Source organism: Cognatundibacterium luofuense, assembly GCF_018139685.1.
Classification (GTDB): domain Bacteria; phylum Pseudomonadota; class Gammaproteobacteria; order Burkholderiales; family Burkholderiaceae_D; genus Undibacterium; species Undibacterium luofuense.
In genome coordinates this window covers 180,707-197,946 of record NZ_JAGSPN010000004.1, presented here as the reverse complement: position 1 = coordinate 197,946, position 17,240 = coordinate 180,707, and the positions used below count along the sequence as shown (strand labels likewise).

The following is a 17,240-nucleotide window of genomic DNA, read 5'->3' as shown; positions in this document are numbered from 1 at the left end:
ACCCGCAATTATACCATTCGCGACTGCAAGGAATTTACAGAATGCTGCTCAAGGCGATGCAAACTGCGAGCATCAAAGCCAGCTCATCATTCTGGTAAAGATTCTGGCGGAAAGTTTCTGCATCAATAATTCCGAGCACACGGCCGTCGCTCGCCAACACCGGCAGGCAAGCTTCTGCATTGACCTTAGGATCACAAGTATAGTATTCGCCACCGCCGGCAACATAAGCCTGCACATCGTGAATGATGCGACCAAGCCCGGACAAACCAACCGAGCTGTTATTGCTCATCGCGGCGAATTCGGGAGTCAAAGGAAATTCAGCCCGCGACGGTGCGCCAAAGTATGCAAGCTTGACCAGCGCACGACCTTCATTCACTTGCCGCGCCTGATAGATGCCAAACCAGTCAGACTGACTGTTCTGACGATAAAACGCGGTAATGCGTGTAACTGCACTCATCAATGAAAGCACTTCGGCTTTGTTGCCACCCATCGTCTGCAATAAATCATAAGGTTCAGCAGCCAATTGTCCGAACAGAGAACATGAGCCGCCCTCACCCAGTTCCGGAACATTGTATTGCCAAACAATATCGGCATCGGCTGTTGATGCGCTCAATGCCTGATGTATCTGAATGAGAAACGAACCGGCTTTTTCAACAACATCAGCGCCAACATTCTGCAAAGCAGCTTTTTCGATATATGCGGAAACATCCATTCCTGAGTTACTCCTTGAAATGAAAAAAGCCCGGAAAATCCGGGCTTTGAAATCTGGCCTGCCCAGTAGGAATCGAACCTACGACCCCGGGCTTAGAAGGCCCGTGCTCTATCCAACTGAGCTATGGACAGCAAATTTTTCCATCAGAAAAATTTCTGAAGGCAGAATAGTACATGATGACATCCCCACTTTCAATAAGGACACCAAAAATTACTTACCCGCGCAAATGAGCCGCAAGGCGATGTGCACAGGCATGCGCAAGATCTGCATTATCAGCTTCTACCATCACACGAATCAATGGCTCGGTTCCCGACGCACGAATCAGCACGCGGCCACGATCTCCGAGTTCTTGCTCAACCGCCGCTTTATCCTCAACCAAAGTAACATTCTCTTTCCAGTCGGTTCCGGCAGCTACACGAACGTTCACCAGCGACTGAGGATACAGAGTGAGATCTTTTAATGACTCGTCCAGCGATACTTTCATACGCTGCAGCGCCGACAAGACCTGCAATGCGGAAACAATACCGTCACCGGTAGAGTGCTTATCCAGACAAAGCAAATGTCCCGAACCTTCACCACCAAGCACCCAGCCATGTTCTGCTAATTGCTCCAGCACGTAACGGTCGCCGACTTTCGCACGCACAAACCCGATTCCTTTTTGCTTGAGCGCAACTTCGACCGCCATATTGGTCATCAATGTGCCAACAACACCTGAAACCGGGCCGGACGACAGGCGATCCATAGTCATCAGATACAACAACTGATCACCGTTGTAGATCTGACCATTTTTATCCACCATAATCAGTCTGTCCGCATCGCCATCCAGTGCGATACCGATATCAGCATGATTTGCTCTGACCGCAACGGCCAGGGCCTCCGGATGCGTTGCACCAACCTTTTCGTTAATATTCAAGCCATTTGGCGTGTTACCAATGGCAATAACTTCGGCGCCAAGCTCATGGAATACGTTTGGCGCGATATCATACGCGGCACCGTGAGCGCAATCGACCACGATTTTCAAGCCGCGCAAATCCAGCTCCGAAGGGAATGTGCTTTTACAAAACTCAATATACCGGCCATTTGCATCGCGCAAACGATGCGCTTTGCCAAGCACATCAGAGGAAACACATTCCATTCCTTTTTCGAGTTCTGCCTCAATGGCGAGTTCGATTTCATCGGGAAGTTTGTTGCCGGAAGCCGAGAAAAACTTAATTCCGTTATCGTCAAACGGATTATGCGAAGCTGAAATGACGACACCTGCCTGCAGACGCAATGCCCGGGTCAGATACGCAACTGCTGGCGTTGGCATCGGGCCCGCAAGCATCACATCGACACCAGCAGCTGAAAATCCCGCTTCCAGACTGGCTTCAAGCATATAGCCGGAAATCCGGGTATCTTTACCGATCAGCACGGCTGGCTTCACTCCTGGTGCAACATTACCCTGTGCAAGCACCTTTCCGGCCGCGTATCCCAGACGCAATACAAAGTCAGGGGTAATCGGGCTTACACCAACTTTGCCGCGAATACCATCTGTGCCAAAGAATTTTCTTGTCATTTTAATGTTCTCAATCTCAGATTAAATTTTGCATTACTTTCAGCGCATCTATCGTTTCGGGGACATCATGCACCCGCACGATTGCTGCACCAAGCTGCGCGCCCGCAATCGCACCGGCAAGACTGCCTGCCAGTCTCTGATCTGTTGATCGCCCCGTCAAACCGCCAATCATAGACTTGCGCGAAACACCAATCAATAGCGGTAAATCAAATTGCTTTATGAAGTACGGTATTTTTTTAAATAACTCGACATTATGCTGCAGCGTCTTACCAAATCCAAACCCCGGATCAAGAGCAATTCTGTTCAGTGCGATACCACTTTCGACAAACGTCTGAACTCTTTCCGTAAAAAATGCATTTACCTCTGATACCACATCTTCATACACAGGGGTTTTCTGCATTATCTCCGGTGTGTTTTGCATGTGCATCACGCATAATCCAACGTCACTATCCGCCACCGCTGCAACAGATTCGTGGCTTTGAAAGCCCCTGATATCGTTAATCATGTCCGCACCAGCAGCAATCACTTCTCGCATGACTTCTGGCTTATAAGTATCCACGGAAATGGCAACACCACAGTCTTTCAATGCGTAAACGACAGGCATCACCCGATCAAGTTCTTGCTGAAGAGATAATGGCTGCGCTCCGGGCCGACTGGATTCTCCGCCGATATCTATGATATCGACGCCAGCATCAATCATCATTTGCGCGTGATCGAGTGCAAGTTCGAGCTGGCGAAATTTACCCCCATCGGAAAAAGAATCCGGGGTAACGTTTAAGATTCCCATCACAATTGGGCGAAAAGGTTCGGACGGAAGAGAAAATTCAAATCGCCCGCACTGAAATACAGCGGTCATAATAAAAAAAGGTGAGTCAGACTCACCTTGTAAAAGAGTTGATCAGGCTTAAGCGTGAGCGGCGGCGCCCGGGGTTAATCCGCTGTCATTGCCACCGGCAGGCTTCACAGTTGCGCTACTCACCTTCGGCGGACGCGGATCCATGCCAGCCATAATATCGTTGATCTGGTCAGCATCAATTGTTTCCCAATCCAGCAATGCCTTAGTCATTGCTTCGACTTTGTCCCGATTCTCTTCGAGAAGGCGACGTGCCAGCGCGTATTGTTCGTCAAGAATGCGCTTAATTTCAGAGTCAACTTTCTGTTGTGTCGCCTCAGAAATGGTTTTTGATGAGCCGCCAAAATAACCGTCCTGACTATCTTCGTAGACCATCACACCCATTCCAGACATACCGAACTTTGTGACCATCGCTCTGGCGAGCTTGGTTGCACGGGCAAAGTCATTGGACGCGCCGGTAGACATCTGATTAACAAAGACTTCTTCAGCGATACGGCCTCCAAACAAAATCGCGATTTCCTCCAGCATTTTGTCCTTATAGCCACTGATCTGATCATGCTCAGGTAACTGCCATGTAAGGCCCAGGGCATATCCGCGAGGCATAATTGTTACTTTGTGCACTGGATCCGCTTTCGGCAGAAGCTTTGCGACTACAGCATGACCTGACTCGTGATATGCGGTATTTCTGCGTTCTTCCTCACGCATTACCATTGATTTGCGCTCAGGGCCCATGAAGATTTTATCTTTTGCATCTTCAAAATCCTGCATCTCAACAAAACGCTTGTTGCGACGAGCGGCAAACAAAGCGGCTTCATTGACGAGATTGGCCAGTTCAGCACCAGAAAAACCAGGCGTACCCCGCGCGAGAATATCCGCTTTTACATCAGAGCTCACAGGCACCTTACGCATGTGAACATTCAGAATTTGCTCACGACCACGAATATCCGGCAGGCCAACATTCACCTGACGATCGAAGCGTCCGGGGCGTAAAAGTGCTTTATCAAGCACATCAGCACGGTTGGTCGCAGCAATAACAATGACCCCGGAATTCGGTTCGAAACCATCCATTTCAACCAACATCTGATTCAGTGTTTGCTCGCGCTCATCATTGCCCCCACCCATGCCAGCACCACGATGTCGACCAACCGCATCGATCTCATCAATAAAAATAATGCAAGGGGAATGTTTCTTGGCAGTTTCAAACATATCGCGGACACGGGAAGCGCCGACGCCGACGAACATCTCAACAAAATCAGAACCCGAAATCGTAAAGAAAGGAACCTTGGCTTCACCGGCGATTGCCCGGGCCAGCAAGGTTTTGCCGGTACCAGGAGGACCAACCATTAAAATACCACGCGGAATACGACCGCCAAGCTTTTGAAACTTGCTTGGGTCACGCAGAAAATCAACGACCTCTGTCACCTCCTCTTTCGCCTCGTCACAACCGGCTACGTCGGCAAAAGTCACATTATTGTTGGTGTCATCCAGCATTCTTGCCTTTGATTTACCAAACGAAAACGCTCCACCTTTGCCGCCACCCTGCATCTGGCGCATGAAAAACACCCAAACGCCAATTAGCAACAGCATTGGGAACCACGAGATAAATATCTGCGAAAGAAAGGACTGTTCCTCAGGAGCTTTCACATCAAATTTGACGTTATTGCTGACCAAATCGCTGACAAGGCCACGATCAAGAATCGTGATTTGCGATTTAATTTTTGTTCCTTCTGTAGTAACGGCAGTTACAGTTCTGGCCGCCTCATCGATAGTAGCTTCTTTGATACGGTTATTTTTCACCCGCTCCAGAAATTCCGAGTACGGGACAGATGCGCCGGTATTGGCACTCTTGCTCTCGAATTGTTTAAATAAAGTAAACAGCACCAGAGCCACAACGACCCAGATTGCTGCTTTTGAGAACATATTATTCACGAAGACTCCTTAAAAACAGGACGAGGCTTTTCAATCAGGCGATTCTACCTTCATTACAAAAAGCCTGCTATGTGCCATATGCAGGCCTGCTTGCGAATTATCAAGCCCGAAATCATTGAGAATTTTTCAAACCTTTTCCTAACAAGAAAATCTCAGAGGACTTATCACGACTCGCTTTAGGTTTTTTGTTTGAGACCTGTTTAAATTCGCTCTTAAACATTGACATAATGTTATTGTAAGCTGGTCCATGAAAGCATTTTACCAGCAATGCTCCGCCCGGCTTCAGATGTGCCTTAGCAAAATCAACAGCAAGCTCCATAATGTATTCAATTCGGGCACCATCAACCGTTGGGTGGCCTGATAAATTCGGCGCCATATCAGATAATACTAAATCCAGCTTTCGCCCCTTCAAACGGTCTTCCAGTTGATTTAACACAGCATCTTCTGTGAAATCACCTTGTATGAAATCCACATCTGCAACAGGTGACATAGGAAGCAAGTCGAGCGCAAAAATTTCACCGTGTATTCCACCCCCCTCTTTTCCGGAAAGTTTATTGCGCACATACTGAGACCAACTGCCTGGTGCCGCACCCAGATCAACAATGAGTTGTCCTGGGCGAATGAGCTTTTCTGATTCATCGATCTCTTTTAATTTATATACCGCACGAGCGCGATAGCCTTCTTTTTGCGCCAGTTTCACGTAAGGATCGTTAATATGATCGTGAATCCAATTTTGATTGAATTTATTCTTTGCCATTCGCGTAAAATACAGCCTTGAAAGGAAATTTTATGTTGAAACTTACACCTGCTGAGCGCAGTGATTTGCGCTCACAAGCACATGGATTAAAACCTGTTGTTCTGATTGGCGAAGCTGGCCTCAGTGAGACAGTCATTAAGGAAATCAATGCAGCACTGAATGCGCACGGCTTAATTAAGGTTCGTGTTTTTGGTGACGATCGTGAAGCACGCATCGAAATGTATGACACGATCTGTGCAAATCTGAATGCTGCACCGGTTCAGCACATTGGTAAACTGTTAGTACTATACCGTCCGCAGAAAGATGATGCAAAGTCAGGCAACTCTGCACCGAAAGGGAAAGGTTTGCGAGAAGTAACAATCGTCAAACCAAGCGCCAGCGGCACAAAAAAGCCAACAGTGAAAAAAGTATTAGTTAAAGGCAATGAGCGTGTAACGCAAGGCGGCAACATTAAGCGCGCCAAGCAACGCCAGTCCAGCGCTAAGAAATCATTACTTCGCTGATCACAAAAACAAACCGGCGCCGTGCGCCGGTTTGTTTTTATAACGATTAGAGGTACTTAACATCCAGTATCTCGTACTCACGGACACCTGCCGGTGCCTGAACACCAACTACATCACCTGCGTATTTACCGATTAAGGCTCTTGCGATCGGAGAAGTAATTGAAACCTTACTTACTTTAATATCTGCCTCGTCCTCACCAACAATCTGGTAACTGACTTTTTGTCCGTTTTCCAGATCTTCCAGAGCGACCGTTGCACCAAAAACCACGCGCCCTTCAGCATCGAGTTCAGATGGATCGATTACCTGTGCGGAGCTTAATTTCCCCTCCAGTTCTGCGATACGACCTTCGATAAAAGCCTGACGCTCTTTTGCAGCATCATATTCCGCATTTTCCGAAAGGTCACCCTGAGCACGCGCCTCTGCAATTGCATTAATCACAGCAGGACGCTCTTTTGTTTTCAGCGTGTGCAATTCTTGCTTCAGCAATTCCGCGCCAAATTTGGTGATAGGTACTGTACTCATTTACTTACCAGAAAAATGAAAAAGAAAAAATACAGAGGCCACAGCCAACATCCTTGAAGATGTTTAGTGTGGCCTCTGTATCGGAGAATGCGACGGAAGGAATCCGTCACTTAATTGGACGTCAGTTTAAAGACTTATGTAAGCCTTGTAAATCATAAACATGCAACTGATACAGGTGACGCATACCTTCAACCGCAGCTTCTGCACCGGCAATTGTAGTGAACGTCGTAGCACGTGCCGCCAAAGCGGAAGTACGAATTGCGCGGGAATCCAGAATCGCGTTACGACGCTCTTCTACGGTATTGATTACCATCGCAATGTCGTTGTTTTTGATCATGTCTACAACATGTGGACGCCCTTCAACAACCTTATTAACGACAGAAACAGGAATACCTTCAGCTGCGATCGCTGCTGCTGTACCGCGGGTTGCAACGATTGAAAAGCCGAGCTCTACCAGATCTTTTGCTACTTTCACAGCACGCGGCTTGTCACTGTTTTTAATACTCAGGAATACCTTGCCGCCTGTCGGCAGTTTCACACCAGCACCAAGCTGAGATTTAACAAATGCTTCGCCGAATGTTTTGCCCACACCCATCACTTCGCCGGTCGATTTCATTTCCGGGCCGAGAATGGTATCTACGCCAGGGAATTTAACGAACGGGAAAACAGCTTCCTTCACGCTGTAATACGGCGGAACAACTTCCTCACCGATACCCTGTGAGTCCAGCGACTGCCCAACCATGCAACGTGCCGCAATTTTTGCCAGTTGCAGACCGGTAGCTTTGGAAACGTAAGGCACTGTACGTGATGCGCGCGGATTCACTTCCAGAACGTAGACAACATCCTGACCTTCAGATTGCTGAATCGCAAACTGTACATTCATCAGGCCTACCACATTCAGGCCTTTAGCCATCAATGCCGTCTGGCGTTTCAACTCGTTGATCGTCTCCTGTTTCAGAGAATATGGTGGCAACGAGCAAGCGGAGTCACCAGAGTGAACGCCAGCCTGTTCGATATGCTCCATGACGCCGCCGATAAACGTACGTTCGCCATCAGACAGGCAGTCAACGTCAACTTCGATTGCATCATTCAGGAAACGGTCCAGCAACACAGGTGAATCATTCGAAACTTTGACCGCTTCACGCATATAGCGTTCGAGATCGCGTTGCTCATGAACGATTTCCATTGCACGGCCACCCAGAACATAGGATGGACGAACGACTAACGGGTAACCAATTTCCTGCGCTAAAGTCAGCGCTTCGGATTCTGTACGTGCAGTACGGTTTGGCGGTTGGCGCAGACCGAGGTCCTGCAACAATTTCTGGAAGCGTTCACGGTCTTCCGCTGCATCGATCATATCAGGCGAAGTACCAACGATCGGCACACCATTCGCTTCCAGATCCAAAGCAAGCTTCAGCGGAGTCTGACCACCGTATTGAACAATCACACCAACTGGTTTTTCTTTATCGACAATTTCCAGCACGTCTTCCAGTGTCAGTGGCTCAAAGTACAGGCGATCAGATGTATCGTAATCAGTGGAAACTGTTTCAGGATTACAGTTCACCATGATGGTTTCGTAGCCATCTTCGCGCATTGCGAACGCTGCATGAACGCAGCAATAGTCAAACTCGATACCCTGACCAATACGGTTAGGACCACCACCCAGAACCATGATTTTTTTCTTATCAGTTGGCTGAGATTCGCACTCCTCTTCATACGTCGAGTACATGTACGCGGTGTTTGTAGCGAATTCACCTGCACAGGTATCCACGCGCTTGTAAACCGGACGAACGCTCAGCGCACGGCGTTTTTCGCGTACCGCGGCATCTGTTGTTTTCAACAGTTTCGCAAGGCGACGATCAGAGAAGCCTTTTTTCTTCAGCGTCAGCATCAGATCACGGTCGATATTCTCCAGTTGCTGTTCATCCAGCCATAACTCGATATCGACAATATCTTTGATTTGAACGAGGAACCACGGGTCAATATGAGTCAGCTGATGAACTTCTTCAAGGCTGAAGCCCTGAGCGAATGCATCGCCAACATACCAGATACGGTCCGGACCAGGCTCACCCAGTTCTTTTTCCAGAATTTCACGATCCTGGGTTTTTTCATTCATGCCGTCGACGCCGACTTCCAGGCCACGCAGCGCTTTCTGGAAAGACTCCTGGAAGGTGCGGCCAATTGCCATGACTTCACCGACCGACTTCATTTGTGTTGTCAGGCGATTATCTGCTTGCGGGAATTTCTCAAACGCAAAACGCGGAATTTTGGTGACAACGTAGTCGATTGAAGGCTCAAATGATGCTGGTGTCGCGCCGCCGGTAATCTCATTACGCAACTCATCCAGCGTGAAACCAACAGCCAGCTTCGCTGCAATTTTCGCGATCGGGAAACCGGTTGCTTTAGATGCCAGTGCTGAGGAGCGGGAAACACGCGGATTCATTTCAATCACGATCATGCGGCCATCAGCCGGATTGACCGAGAACTGCACGTTGGAACCACCGGTATCAACACCGATTTCACGCAGCACTGCCAGCGAGGCGTTACGCATGATCTGATATTCTTTATCAGTCAGTGTCTGTGCAGGTGCCACAGTGATCGAGTCACCAGTATGAACACCCATTGGATCCAGGTTTTCAATGGAACATACGATGATGCAGTTATCCGCTTTATCGCGCACAACTTCCATCTCGTATTCTTTCCAGCCAATCAGCGATTCTTCGATCAGCAATTCATTGGTCGGGGATGCTTCCAGACCGCGCTTACAGATTGTTTCGAACTCTTCCGGATTGTAAGCAATACCACCGCCAGTACCACCCATCGTGAAAGACGGGCGAATAATGACAGGAAAGCCGACGTCTTTCTGCACAGCCCACGCTTCATCCATGGAGTGCGCAATACCGGAACGAGCGGAGCCCAGACCGATGCGTGTCATCGCTTCTTTGAATTTCTGACGATCTTCAGCCTTATCAATTGCTTCCGGTGTCGCGCCGATCAGTTCTACTTTGTACTTATGCAGTACGCCGTTGCGCCACAAATCCAGAGCGCAGTTCAGCGCAGTCTGTCCACCCATCGTTGGCAGAATCGCGTCAGGACGCTCTTTATCAATGATGCGTTCAACAACCTGCCATGTGATTGGCTCAATGTATGTCACATCAGCCATTTCCGGGTCGGTCATGATGGTCGCAGGATTGCTGTTGACCAGAATAACGCGGTAACCCTCTTCGCGCAGTGCTTTACAAGCTTGTGCGCCGGAATAATCGAACTCACAGGCCTGGCCGATGATGATCGGACCAGCGCCAATAATCAGAATACTTTTTATATCATTACGTTTTGGCATCTTCTCACTCCCTCGTTTAGGCCTTGGCTTTCGCTTCTGTCATCAGACCGATAAAGCGGTCAAACAGATAAGCAATATCGTGCGGACCCGGCGATGCTTCAGGATGTCCCTGGAAGCAGAAAGCTGGCTTGTCCGTACGGGCAAAACCTTGCAGAGAGCCGTCAAACAACGAAACATGCGTCACGCGGCAATTTGCAGGGAGAGATTCAGCATCCACAGCGAAGCCGTGATTCTGAGAAGTAATCAGCACCTGGCGTGTATCCAGATCCTGTACAGGATGGTTACCGCCATGGTGGCCGAATTTCATTTTCAGTGTTTTTGCACCTGATGCCAGAGCCATAATCTGATGGCCAAGACAGATACCAAAGGTCGGGATACCCTTTTCGATCAGTTCACGCGCTGCACTGATCGCGTAATCGCAAGGCTCAGGATCGCCGGGACCATTCGATAAGAAAACACCGTCAGGATTCAGTGCCAGTACATCGGCAGCGCTGGATTGCGCCGGCAACACGGTAACTTTACAGCCACGCTCAGCCAGCATGCGCAGGATATTGCGTTTTACGCCAAAATCAAATGCAACGACATGAAACTTAGGCTCCGTTTGCTGACCATAGCCCTCACCCAGTTTCCATTCAGATTCAGTCCAGACATAAGACGATTTTGACGAAACCACTTTGGCCAGATCCATACCTGCCAGACCAGGGAAAGCCTGTGCCAGCGCAACCGCTTTTTCTGCATCTGTACCCACGAAAATCGTACCTGCCTGCGCACCTTTTTCACGCAGGATACGTGTCAGCTTGCGGGTATCAATACCTGCAATAGCAACAATGTTCTGGGATTTGAGATAGTCGGAAAGGGAGGATTCAGAGCGGAAATTCGAATGCAGCAGAGGAAGGTCACGAATAATTAAACCAGCTGCATGAATCTTTTCAGATTCGACGTCTTCAGAATTGACGCCGGTATTACCAATATGCGGATAAGTCAGTGTAACGATTTGGGAACTGTAACTCGGATCAGTCAGAATTTCCTGATAACCCGTCATAGAAGTATTAAAAACGACTTCACCAACGGTATGTCCGGAAGCACCAATCGAATAGCCAGTGAACACGGTACCATCTGCGAGAGCAAGTATTGCAGTTTCACGGCCAGAATTGAGAAGGGACTGCGGAATGGGCAGCAAGGGCAACTCCTGTATTGTTACCGCCGCTGCGCACCCCAATTTGACTTTGTTCAGCCTCTTCCAATCCGAAGCAGCCTGAATGTGAAATATAACTGGAGCAAATGTTAATTTGGGTAGGCGCTACGGCGAATTTTTGAATTAGATAAACCCTCAGATTATAGCCCGACAGCGTCATTTTGGCAATCCTGAATACTGAAAAAACAAGAACTTAGCGGAAAGTCATGCGATTCAGGATTGCATTATATGGATGCTTTTTTCTCAGTTCGGATCAAGGCCGAGCGCCGCGATACCGGCTTTCGCAATTTGTGCATCCTGGCTTGATTTCACGCCGGAAACCCCGATAGCACCGACACACATACCTTCGACGAACACTGGAACACCTCCCTCCAGCATTCCTTCAAGTTGAGGTGCGCTCAAAAAAGAAAAGCGGCCGTTATTAATCATTTCTTCATAAATGCGCGATTCACGTTTTCCAAGTGCTGCGGTCATTGCTTTTGCTGGTGCAATTTGCGCGGAAACCGGCGCCACGCCGTCCATGCGTTCGAGATATAACAAATGCCCACCATCGTCGACGATGGCAATGACAACCGGCCATTGATTCGCTATCGCTTCAGCTTCGGCAGCTGCCGCCATCTTTTTTACATCTTCCAGACTCAGCACAGGTTTCGAGAACATCTTTACTCCATAATAATTTTCGTATGTATCTTGCAGTGAGGGATACAAACCCGCTGCAAGGGACTGAAATTGTAGAGGATTTACTCCAGCCAGAACGACGATCCGATATCTTTCATCATTGCGCGTGCCAAACGGGGTCAATTCATTTTGCTGCGTCGCAAACAAATGAAAACGAGTTTTCATTTGCATCGCCAAACCGTTTACATTGTTTCAAACTTCGCTTAGAGTAGAACGGTTTTTGTTTTCAGGTGCTAAGATGCTAACAAACGTTTCCAGATTAAAAAGAAATGTCGCGTACGCCGTCGTTGCACTCAGCCTGCAAGCAGGTCTTGCGATTAACGCCAGTGCTGATGAAAAAAATCCCTTCCCTGAATCCTCCACCGCCTATACCAAATTGCAGGAATTGCGCCAGCGCGCATCGGATCTGACGCTGAAAGCCATGGATTTTGTTGGCATTCATTACAAGCGCGGCGGTTCAACACCCGAAAACGGCCTTGATTGCAGCGGTTTCGTTCGCCTCGTGTTCAAAGATGCAGTTGGTGCTGAATTGCCCCGCACTTCTGCTGAGATCAGCAAGGTTGGTGAGAAAATTGATGTAAAAGATTTGCAACCGGGCGATCTGGTGTTTTACAACACTCTGCGCCGTGGTTTCTCTCACGTTGGCATTTACATGGGTGACAATAAATTCATTCATTCGCCTTCGGCTGGCGGTCAGGTTCGCATTGAGAGTATGGATCTGAGCTACTGGAAGCAGCGTTTCAATGGTGCGCGACGCATTAACGAGCAGGAAGCCGGAAAGTAATCCGGGCTACAGGCCACATAAAAATAAAGCATAAAGAAAAACGGAGGCATTGCCTCCGTTTTTTATTTCGACCAATCTGATACTGAGCACGTGACGTCAGGTCACCGCTCCTGCAATTGTCTGATTTTATGCTTCAGTTCAGGCATCAATGCCATTGCCGCCTTTTCACCCGCCAGAATTGCATGATTACGACTGGTGAAATCGCTGCTTTTCATATTCGGTAAGTCCGGACGAATCACGATATCCGCCTGCTTCAGCTCAAACTGATTGATGCTCTGCCCCATGATAGAAACCGTCTGCATCAAAATATCAATCGTGCCTGCACTACTTTGACCTTCTACAGCTTGCGAAATATTGACCGCGATGACCAGATCCGCACCCATCTCGCGTGCAAAACGTACCGGCACCGGCGATACCAGTCCACCGTCAACATACTGTCTGTCATTGATCTTCACTGGCTGGAAGACTGCCGGTACTGCTGACGACGCACGCACCGCAGCGCCCGTATTGCCGCGCTGGAACAGGATAGGCTGACCAGTTGCCAGATCTGTTGCCACTGCGCCGAACGGCTTCTTCAGACGCTCAATCGGTACATTGCCAACCATACGATTAACGTAAGCCTGCAAAGCATCCCCTTTCAGAACGCCACTGGACTTGGCGAATAAAGGCAAAGACCAGTCTGAAATCGTCGCTTCGTCCATTTCAAGAGCCATCTTCTGCAGTGCAAAGCCATTATTCCCTGCTGCATACATCGCACCAACCACGCTGCCCGCGCTAGTACCGACCACGATATCCGGTACGATGCCTTGCGATTCTAATGCTTTAATCACCCCGATATGGGCAAAGCCGCGCGCTGCACCACCGCCAAGTGCCAGGCCAATACGTACGGGTTTCAATGTTTTTGGTGCAGCAACCGGTGCAGGAGCGACGATAGGCGCAGGTGGCGGCGCACTACCTGTCACACAAGCTGACAAGCCTGTGCTCAGCATCGCCAAACCGAACAGGCGTCTGACGCTCTTTCTTTTGCCGGAAACATCCGCACTCATTGTTAATTTGCCTTGCAGCATGCTGATCCTTTTATTCTGCTTCAGAAAACCCCGCATTATATAAGACGAATGCTGTGCAAATGCAGCAGAACGACCAATGGGGTGAATGTTATGCCGTTGGGCTTTTAGTGAATTTTATTCATGGATGGATTGTCGTCATGCCAATGACATATTTGCATCCGATAATTCGCCCGCCTTGCTGATGCATGTTGTTAGCAAGAAATCCAATAAGACGCAAACGATTGCTACGATACGCAATCGTTTGCACTACATGATAAGGGAATATGATGAAAGCGCCGTTTCGTTTAACGCCTGTTCTGGCTCTGATACTTACCGCCTGTGCAAACAACTCGTCCGATACGTCTGCCACACCACCCGCGAACGCTATTCCGGAAGGCACGATCGTCAAACTCGCTTTACTGGAAACCACCGACCTGCATCAGAATATTCTGAGCTATGACTACTACGGTCTGAAAGCCGATACCAGTCTCGGACTCGAGCGTACCGCTGCGCTGATTGCATCTGCGCGCGCAGAAAATCCGAACAACGTATTGCTGGACGATGGCGACACAATTCAGGGCACACTGCTCGGCGACTTTCAGGCTGTTGCCTCGCCTGTAACCTGCGGCAATACGCTGGCAATCCACAAAGTAATGAACGCCCTGCGTTACGATGGCGCTGGCGTCGGCAACCATGAATTCAACTATGGCCTGAATTTCCTGAGCCAGATTACCAATACCGATTTCAGTGTCAGCGGCATTGCAGCGCCGAATAATTGCGGCGCACCGAAGTTTCCGGTTGTTCTGGCGAACGTGGTGAATGCCAGCTCCAAAAAACCAATCTTCAGCCCGTACTCGATTCTGCCAAAACGTTTCACTGCAACCCGTCCGGACGGCACCAGCATGGACGTCAATGTGAATGTCGGCATTATTGGTTTTGCTCCGCCACAAATTATGGAATGGGATCAGAAACATCTGGATGGCAAGGTCATGGTGAATGGCCTTGTGGAGTCAGCAACGCAGTATGTGCCTGAAATGCGTACCAAAGGTGCTGATCTGGTGGTAGCGCTGTCCCACGGTGGTCTGGATACCTCCGCGTACAGCCCGAAAATGGAAAACGGCAGTTACCACCTGACGACCACAGGCATTGATGCGCTGATGCTGGGTCACTCTCACCTGATTTTCCCGCAAGCCAAAGAAGCCGGCAGCCCGAAAATTGACTCATCGCTGGCCGCACTGCCAGCCGATAAAGTCGATGTTGTCAAAGGCCTGGTCAATGGTGTGCCGGCAGTGATGGCGCAAAGCTGGGGACGTCGTCTGGGTATCATTCAGATGACACTGAAATATCAGGGGGGCAAATGGGTGGTACAAAAAGATCAGACCAACGTTGAAGCGCGCGGCTTCAAATATAAGGATGGCGCGACAAATATCGATGCAGACGCATCCGTAGCACCGCTGGTAGATACCGAGCACAAAGCTGCAGTTGCCTACGCCAGCCAGCCTATCGGCACCACTACTGACTTTGAAATGTCAGCCTATTTCGCACTGGCCGGTGATGTCACTGCTATTCAGATCGTGAATCAGGCGCAAATTGATTATGTCAAAAATCTGCTGGCAACGACTACAGATCCTGTACTCAGCACTTACAAGTCGATTCCGGTGATTTCCTGCAGTGCGCCATTCAAAGCGGGTCGCAACGGCCCTACCGACTTTACTGATGTTGCGCCGGGTGCGAACGCCGCAGCACCATTTGCGCTGCAGGTACGTAATCCGGGAGACTTGTATTTGTACGGCAATAACAATCTGCAAGCCGTCAAAATCAAAGGCAGCGATCTGAAAGCATGGCTGGAAACAGCAGCGAAGCAATTTGCACAGATCAACCCTGCACTGACAACAGAACAGGACCTGGTTCCTTCCTACGGCACCATCTACAACTACGATGTGTTTTACGCGGACAACAATGCACTGCAGTATCAGATCGACGTAACCAAACCTGCCGGTAGCCGCATCGCAAATCTGAGCTATCAGGGCAAAGCGATTGCTGATACAGATGACTTCATCGTCGCAACCAACGATTATCGTGCCGGTGGCGGTGGCAGCGTACCGGGGATTGATGGCAGTAAAACGATCATTAAATCACCGGATGCCAATCAGGCTGTTGTTGCTGCCTATCTGAAAAAAGCCGGTAAGCTGACGCTCGCGAACAATGGCAGCGGCCAGAGCTGGTCTTTCGTCAAAGTGGCAACGCAAGGCCCGGTCGTTCTGCGCTCCACGCCGGGCAAACTGGCGGTAGCACAAGCACTGGGTCTCGCACGGGTACGTGCAGAAGGTGCCGTTGATGCCAGCGGTTATGCCAAGTACCAGATCGACCTTTCTAAATAAATCCTTGTAAATCAAATACCTGCTCCGATTGCCGGGGCAGGTATTTTCGGACACAGAGCTTATTGAAATGTTGAAACGACACCAATTCCTGCTGGTGCTGGCGACGGCTTGCGCACTGTCGGCATGTTCACTTGGCAGAACGCCGCTTCCTGACAATGCCTATCTGGAATCACTGGGTATCCGCGCCCGTCAGGCCAGCGATCTCGCCGCGATCAGCGAACTGCAGCGCTGGTCTCAACAGCATCTGGTGACTGCGCAGCGTGAGCTGGGCTTGTCGCTGGCGCGCACGGAAGACAAATATCCTGACGCCGTTTTCTGGCTGCTTGAAGCCGCACGACAGGGTGACGCTGAAGCCCAGTTTCAGATTGCAGAAACGTACTTTCATGCACGCCTCGGCTTGCAGAAACAAAGCGCACAGGCCTACCGCTGGTATCAGGCTGCTGCCGCCCAGAATGATCACAAAGCAGCGCTGATGCTGGCCCGAATGGCGAAATACGGAGATGGCACGGTCGCCAGCACCGTCACTTCGCTGAAATGGCTGCAGCGCGCCGCTGAACTTGGCAATGCACAAGCCATGTTTTTGTTATCGAATGCGTATGAGCACGGCGAAGGTGTGAATGCCGATCCTGTCCTCGCCCGTGAATGGCTGGAAAAAGCGGCGGATGGTGAATATCCGCCCGCTGTACATCAGCTCGCCCTGTTGCTGGAAACCGACCAGAAGCCGGAAGAGCGTGAACGCGCCCGCTTACTGCGCAAGGAAGCCACCGACGAGCGCCATTTGCGCTGGAAAAATTATCAATAGGAGTAATACCCCTGCCCTTCGTCGGTAGATGGTTACAGGTGAGTCAGCGCGCTATCGGCGACCGGGGGGATGCAAATTTCCGCATTTCCGGCTTTTCAGACCGCCCCGGAGCGCCAGTATCCATGCGGACGTTCGCAAAAACTGGCTGTTTTCCTGTGCAGCAATGCGCAAAAATGGCTTTT

14 protein-coding genes and 1 tRNA gene are annotated in these 17,240 nt (G+C 49.7%); 4 read left to right on the top strand and 11 right to left on the bottom strand.

Going from position 1 to position 17,240, the window contains the following annotated elements:
* Positions 1-34: 34 nt before the first annotated feature.
* From KDM89_RS07700 to KDM89_RS07675, 6 genes are all read right to left on the bottom strand, one after another.
* Complete coding sequence (locus KDM89_RS07700; protein WP_212687359.1) at positions 35-712, bottom strand: GAF domain-containing protein; 678 nt, start codon at positions 710-712, stop codon at positions 35-37.
* A 54-nt stretch (positions 713-766) separates the two neighbouring features.
* Positions 767-843, bottom strand: a tRNA-Arg gene (locus KDM89_RS07695).
* Between the two features lie 83 nt (positions 844-926).
* On the bottom strand, positions 927-2,267 hold the full coding sequence (gene glmM, locus KDM89_RS07690; protein WP_212687358.1) for a phosphoglucosamine mutase: 1,341 nt from the start codon (positions 2,265-2,267) through the stop codon (positions 927-929).
* Positions 2,268-2,283: 16 nt separating this feature from the next.
* Positions 2,284-3,123, bottom strand: a complete 840-nt coding sequence (gene folP / locus KDM89_RS07685) for a dihydropteroate synthase (RefSeq protein ID WP_212687357.1) — start codon at positions 3,121-3,123, stop codon at positions 2,284-2,286.
* A 48-nt stretch (positions 3,124-3,171) separates the two neighbouring features.
* Complete coding sequence (gene ftsH, locus KDM89_RS07680) at positions 3,172-5,049, bottom strand: ATP-dependent zinc metalloprotease FtsH (protein ID WP_212687356.1); 1,878 nt, start codon at positions 5,047-5,049, stop codon at positions 3,172-3,174.
* 112 nt (positions 5,050-5,161) lie between these two features.
* The gene (locus tag KDM89_RS07675) at positions 5,162-5,806 is read right to left on the bottom strand and encodes an RlmE family RNA methyltransferase (protein WP_212687355.1); all 645 of its coding nucleotides are present in this window, start codon (positions 5,804-5,806) and stop codon (positions 5,162-5,164) included.
* Positions 5,807-5,838: 32 nt separating this feature from the next.
* Here KDM89_RS07675 and yhbY point away from each other — a divergent pair, with 32 nt between their 5' ends.
* Positions 5,839-6,309, top strand: a complete 471-nt coding sequence (gene yhbY / locus KDM89_RS07670; RefSeq protein WP_212687443.1) for a ribosome assembly RNA-binding protein YhbY — start codon at positions 5,839-5,841, stop codon at positions 6,307-6,309.
* A gap of 46 nt (positions 6,310-6,355) precedes the next feature.
* Here yhbY and greA read toward each other — a convergent pair whose 3' ends face one another.
* The 4 genes from greA to KDM89_RS07650 all read right to left on the bottom strand — a co-directional run bounded on the left by greA (position 6,356) and on the right by KDM89_RS07650 (position 12,027).
* Positions 6,356-6,832: a transcription elongation factor GreA gene (gene greA / locus KDM89_RS07665; protein ID WP_189355169.1), complete on the bottom strand. Its 477-nt coding sequence runs from the start codon at positions 6,830-6,832 to the stop codon at positions 6,356-6,358.
* A gap of 121 nt (positions 6,833-6,953) precedes the next feature.
* Positions 6,954-10,172: a carbamoyl-phosphate synthase large subunit gene (gene carB / locus KDM89_RS07660; protein ID WP_212687354.1), complete on the bottom strand. Its 3,219-nt coding sequence runs from the start codon at positions 10,170-10,172 to the stop codon at positions 6,954-6,956.
* Between the two features lie 16 nt (positions 10,173-10,188).
* Positions 10,189-11,343: a glutamine-hydrolyzing carbamoyl-phosphate synthase small subunit gene (gene carA / locus KDM89_RS07655; protein WP_212687442.1), complete on the bottom strand. Its 1,155-nt coding sequence runs from the start codon at positions 11,341-11,343 to the stop codon at positions 10,189-10,191.
* 267 nt (positions 11,344-11,610) lie between these two features.
* Positions 11,611-12,027, bottom strand: a complete 417-nt coding sequence (locus KDM89_RS07650; protein WP_212687441.1) for a GlcG/HbpS family heme-binding protein — start codon at positions 12,025-12,027, stop codon at positions 11,611-11,613.
* Between the two features lie 256 nt (positions 12,028-12,283).
* Between KDM89_RS07650 and KDM89_RS07645 the strand changes: the two genes are divergently transcribed.
* Entirely contained in the window at positions 12,284-12,829 is a 546-nt protein-coding gene (locus KDM89_RS07645; RefSeq protein ID WP_212687353.1) for a C40 family peptidase, read from the top strand.
* Positions 12,830-12,930: 101 nt separating this feature from the next.
* Here KDM89_RS07645 and KDM89_RS07640 read toward each other — a convergent pair whose 3' ends face one another.
* Positions 12,931-13,896, bottom strand: a complete 966-nt coding sequence (locus KDM89_RS07640) for a patatin-like phospholipase family protein (RefSeq protein WP_438947507.1) — start codon at positions 13,894-13,896, stop codon at positions 12,931-12,933.
* Positions 13,897-14,159: 263 nt separating this feature from the next.
* Here KDM89_RS07640 and KDM89_RS07635 point away from each other — a divergent pair, with 263 nt between their 5' ends.
* Complete coding sequence (locus tag KDM89_RS07635) at positions 14,160-16,256, top strand: bifunctional 2',3'-cyclic-nucleotide 2'-phosphodiesterase/3'-nucleotidase (protein WP_230427734.1); 2,097 nt, start codon at positions 14,160-14,162, stop codon at positions 16,254-16,256.
* 67 nt (positions 16,257-16,323) lie between these two features.
* A complete protein-coding gene (locus tag KDM89_RS07630; protein WP_212687351.1) occupies positions 16,324-17,058 on the top strand; it encodes a tetratricopeptide repeat protein in 735 nt (244 codons plus the stop codon).
* Positions 17,059-17,240: the final 182 nt, after the last annotated feature.

Coding starts and splice junctions, on each gene's coding strand:
- KDM89_RS07700 (WP_212687359.1), bottom strand. CDS start 712: ATGGATGTTTCCGCATATATCGAAAAAGCTGCTTTGCAGAATGTTGGC.
- glmM (WP_212687358.1), bottom strand. CDS start 2,267: ATGACAAGAAAATTCTTTGGCACAGATGGTATTCGCGGCAAAGTTGGT.
- folP (WP_212687357.1), bottom strand. CDS start 3,123: ATGACCGCTGTATTTCAGTGCGGGCGATTTGAATTTTCTCTTCCGTCC.
- KDM89_RS07675 (WP_212687355.1), bottom strand. CDS start 5,806: ATGGCAAAGAATAAATTCAATCAAAATTGGATTCACGATCATATTAAC.
- yhbY (WP_212687443.1), top strand. CDS start 5,839: ATGTTGAAACTTACACCTGCTGAGCGCAGTGATTTGCGCTCACAAGCA.
- greA (WP_189355169.1), bottom strand. CDS start 6,832: ATGAGTACAGTACCTATCACCAAATTTGGCGCGGAATTGCTGAAGCAA.
- carB (WP_212687354.1), bottom strand. CDS start 10,172: ATGCCAAAACGTAATGATATAAAAAGTATTCTGATTATTGGCGCTGGT.
- KDM89_RS07650 (WP_212687441.1), bottom strand. CDS start 12,027: ATGTTCTCGAAACCTGTGCTGAGTCTGGAAGATGTAAAAAAGATGGCG.
- KDM89_RS07645 (WP_212687353.1), top strand. CDS start 12,284: ATGCTAACAAACGTTTCCAGATTAAAAAGAAATGTCGCGTACGCCGTC.
- KDM89_RS07640 (WP_438947507.1), bottom strand. CDS start 13,896: ATGCTGCAAGGCAAATTAACAATGAGTGCGGATGTTTCCGGCAAAAGA.
- KDM89_RS07635 (WP_230427734.1), top strand. CDS start 14,160: ATGATGAAAGCGCCGTTTCGTTTAACGCCTGTTCTGGCTCTGATACTT.
- KDM89_RS07630 (WP_212687351.1), top strand. CDS start 16,324: ATGTTGAAACGACACCAATTCCTGCTGGTGCTGGCGACGGCTTGCGCA.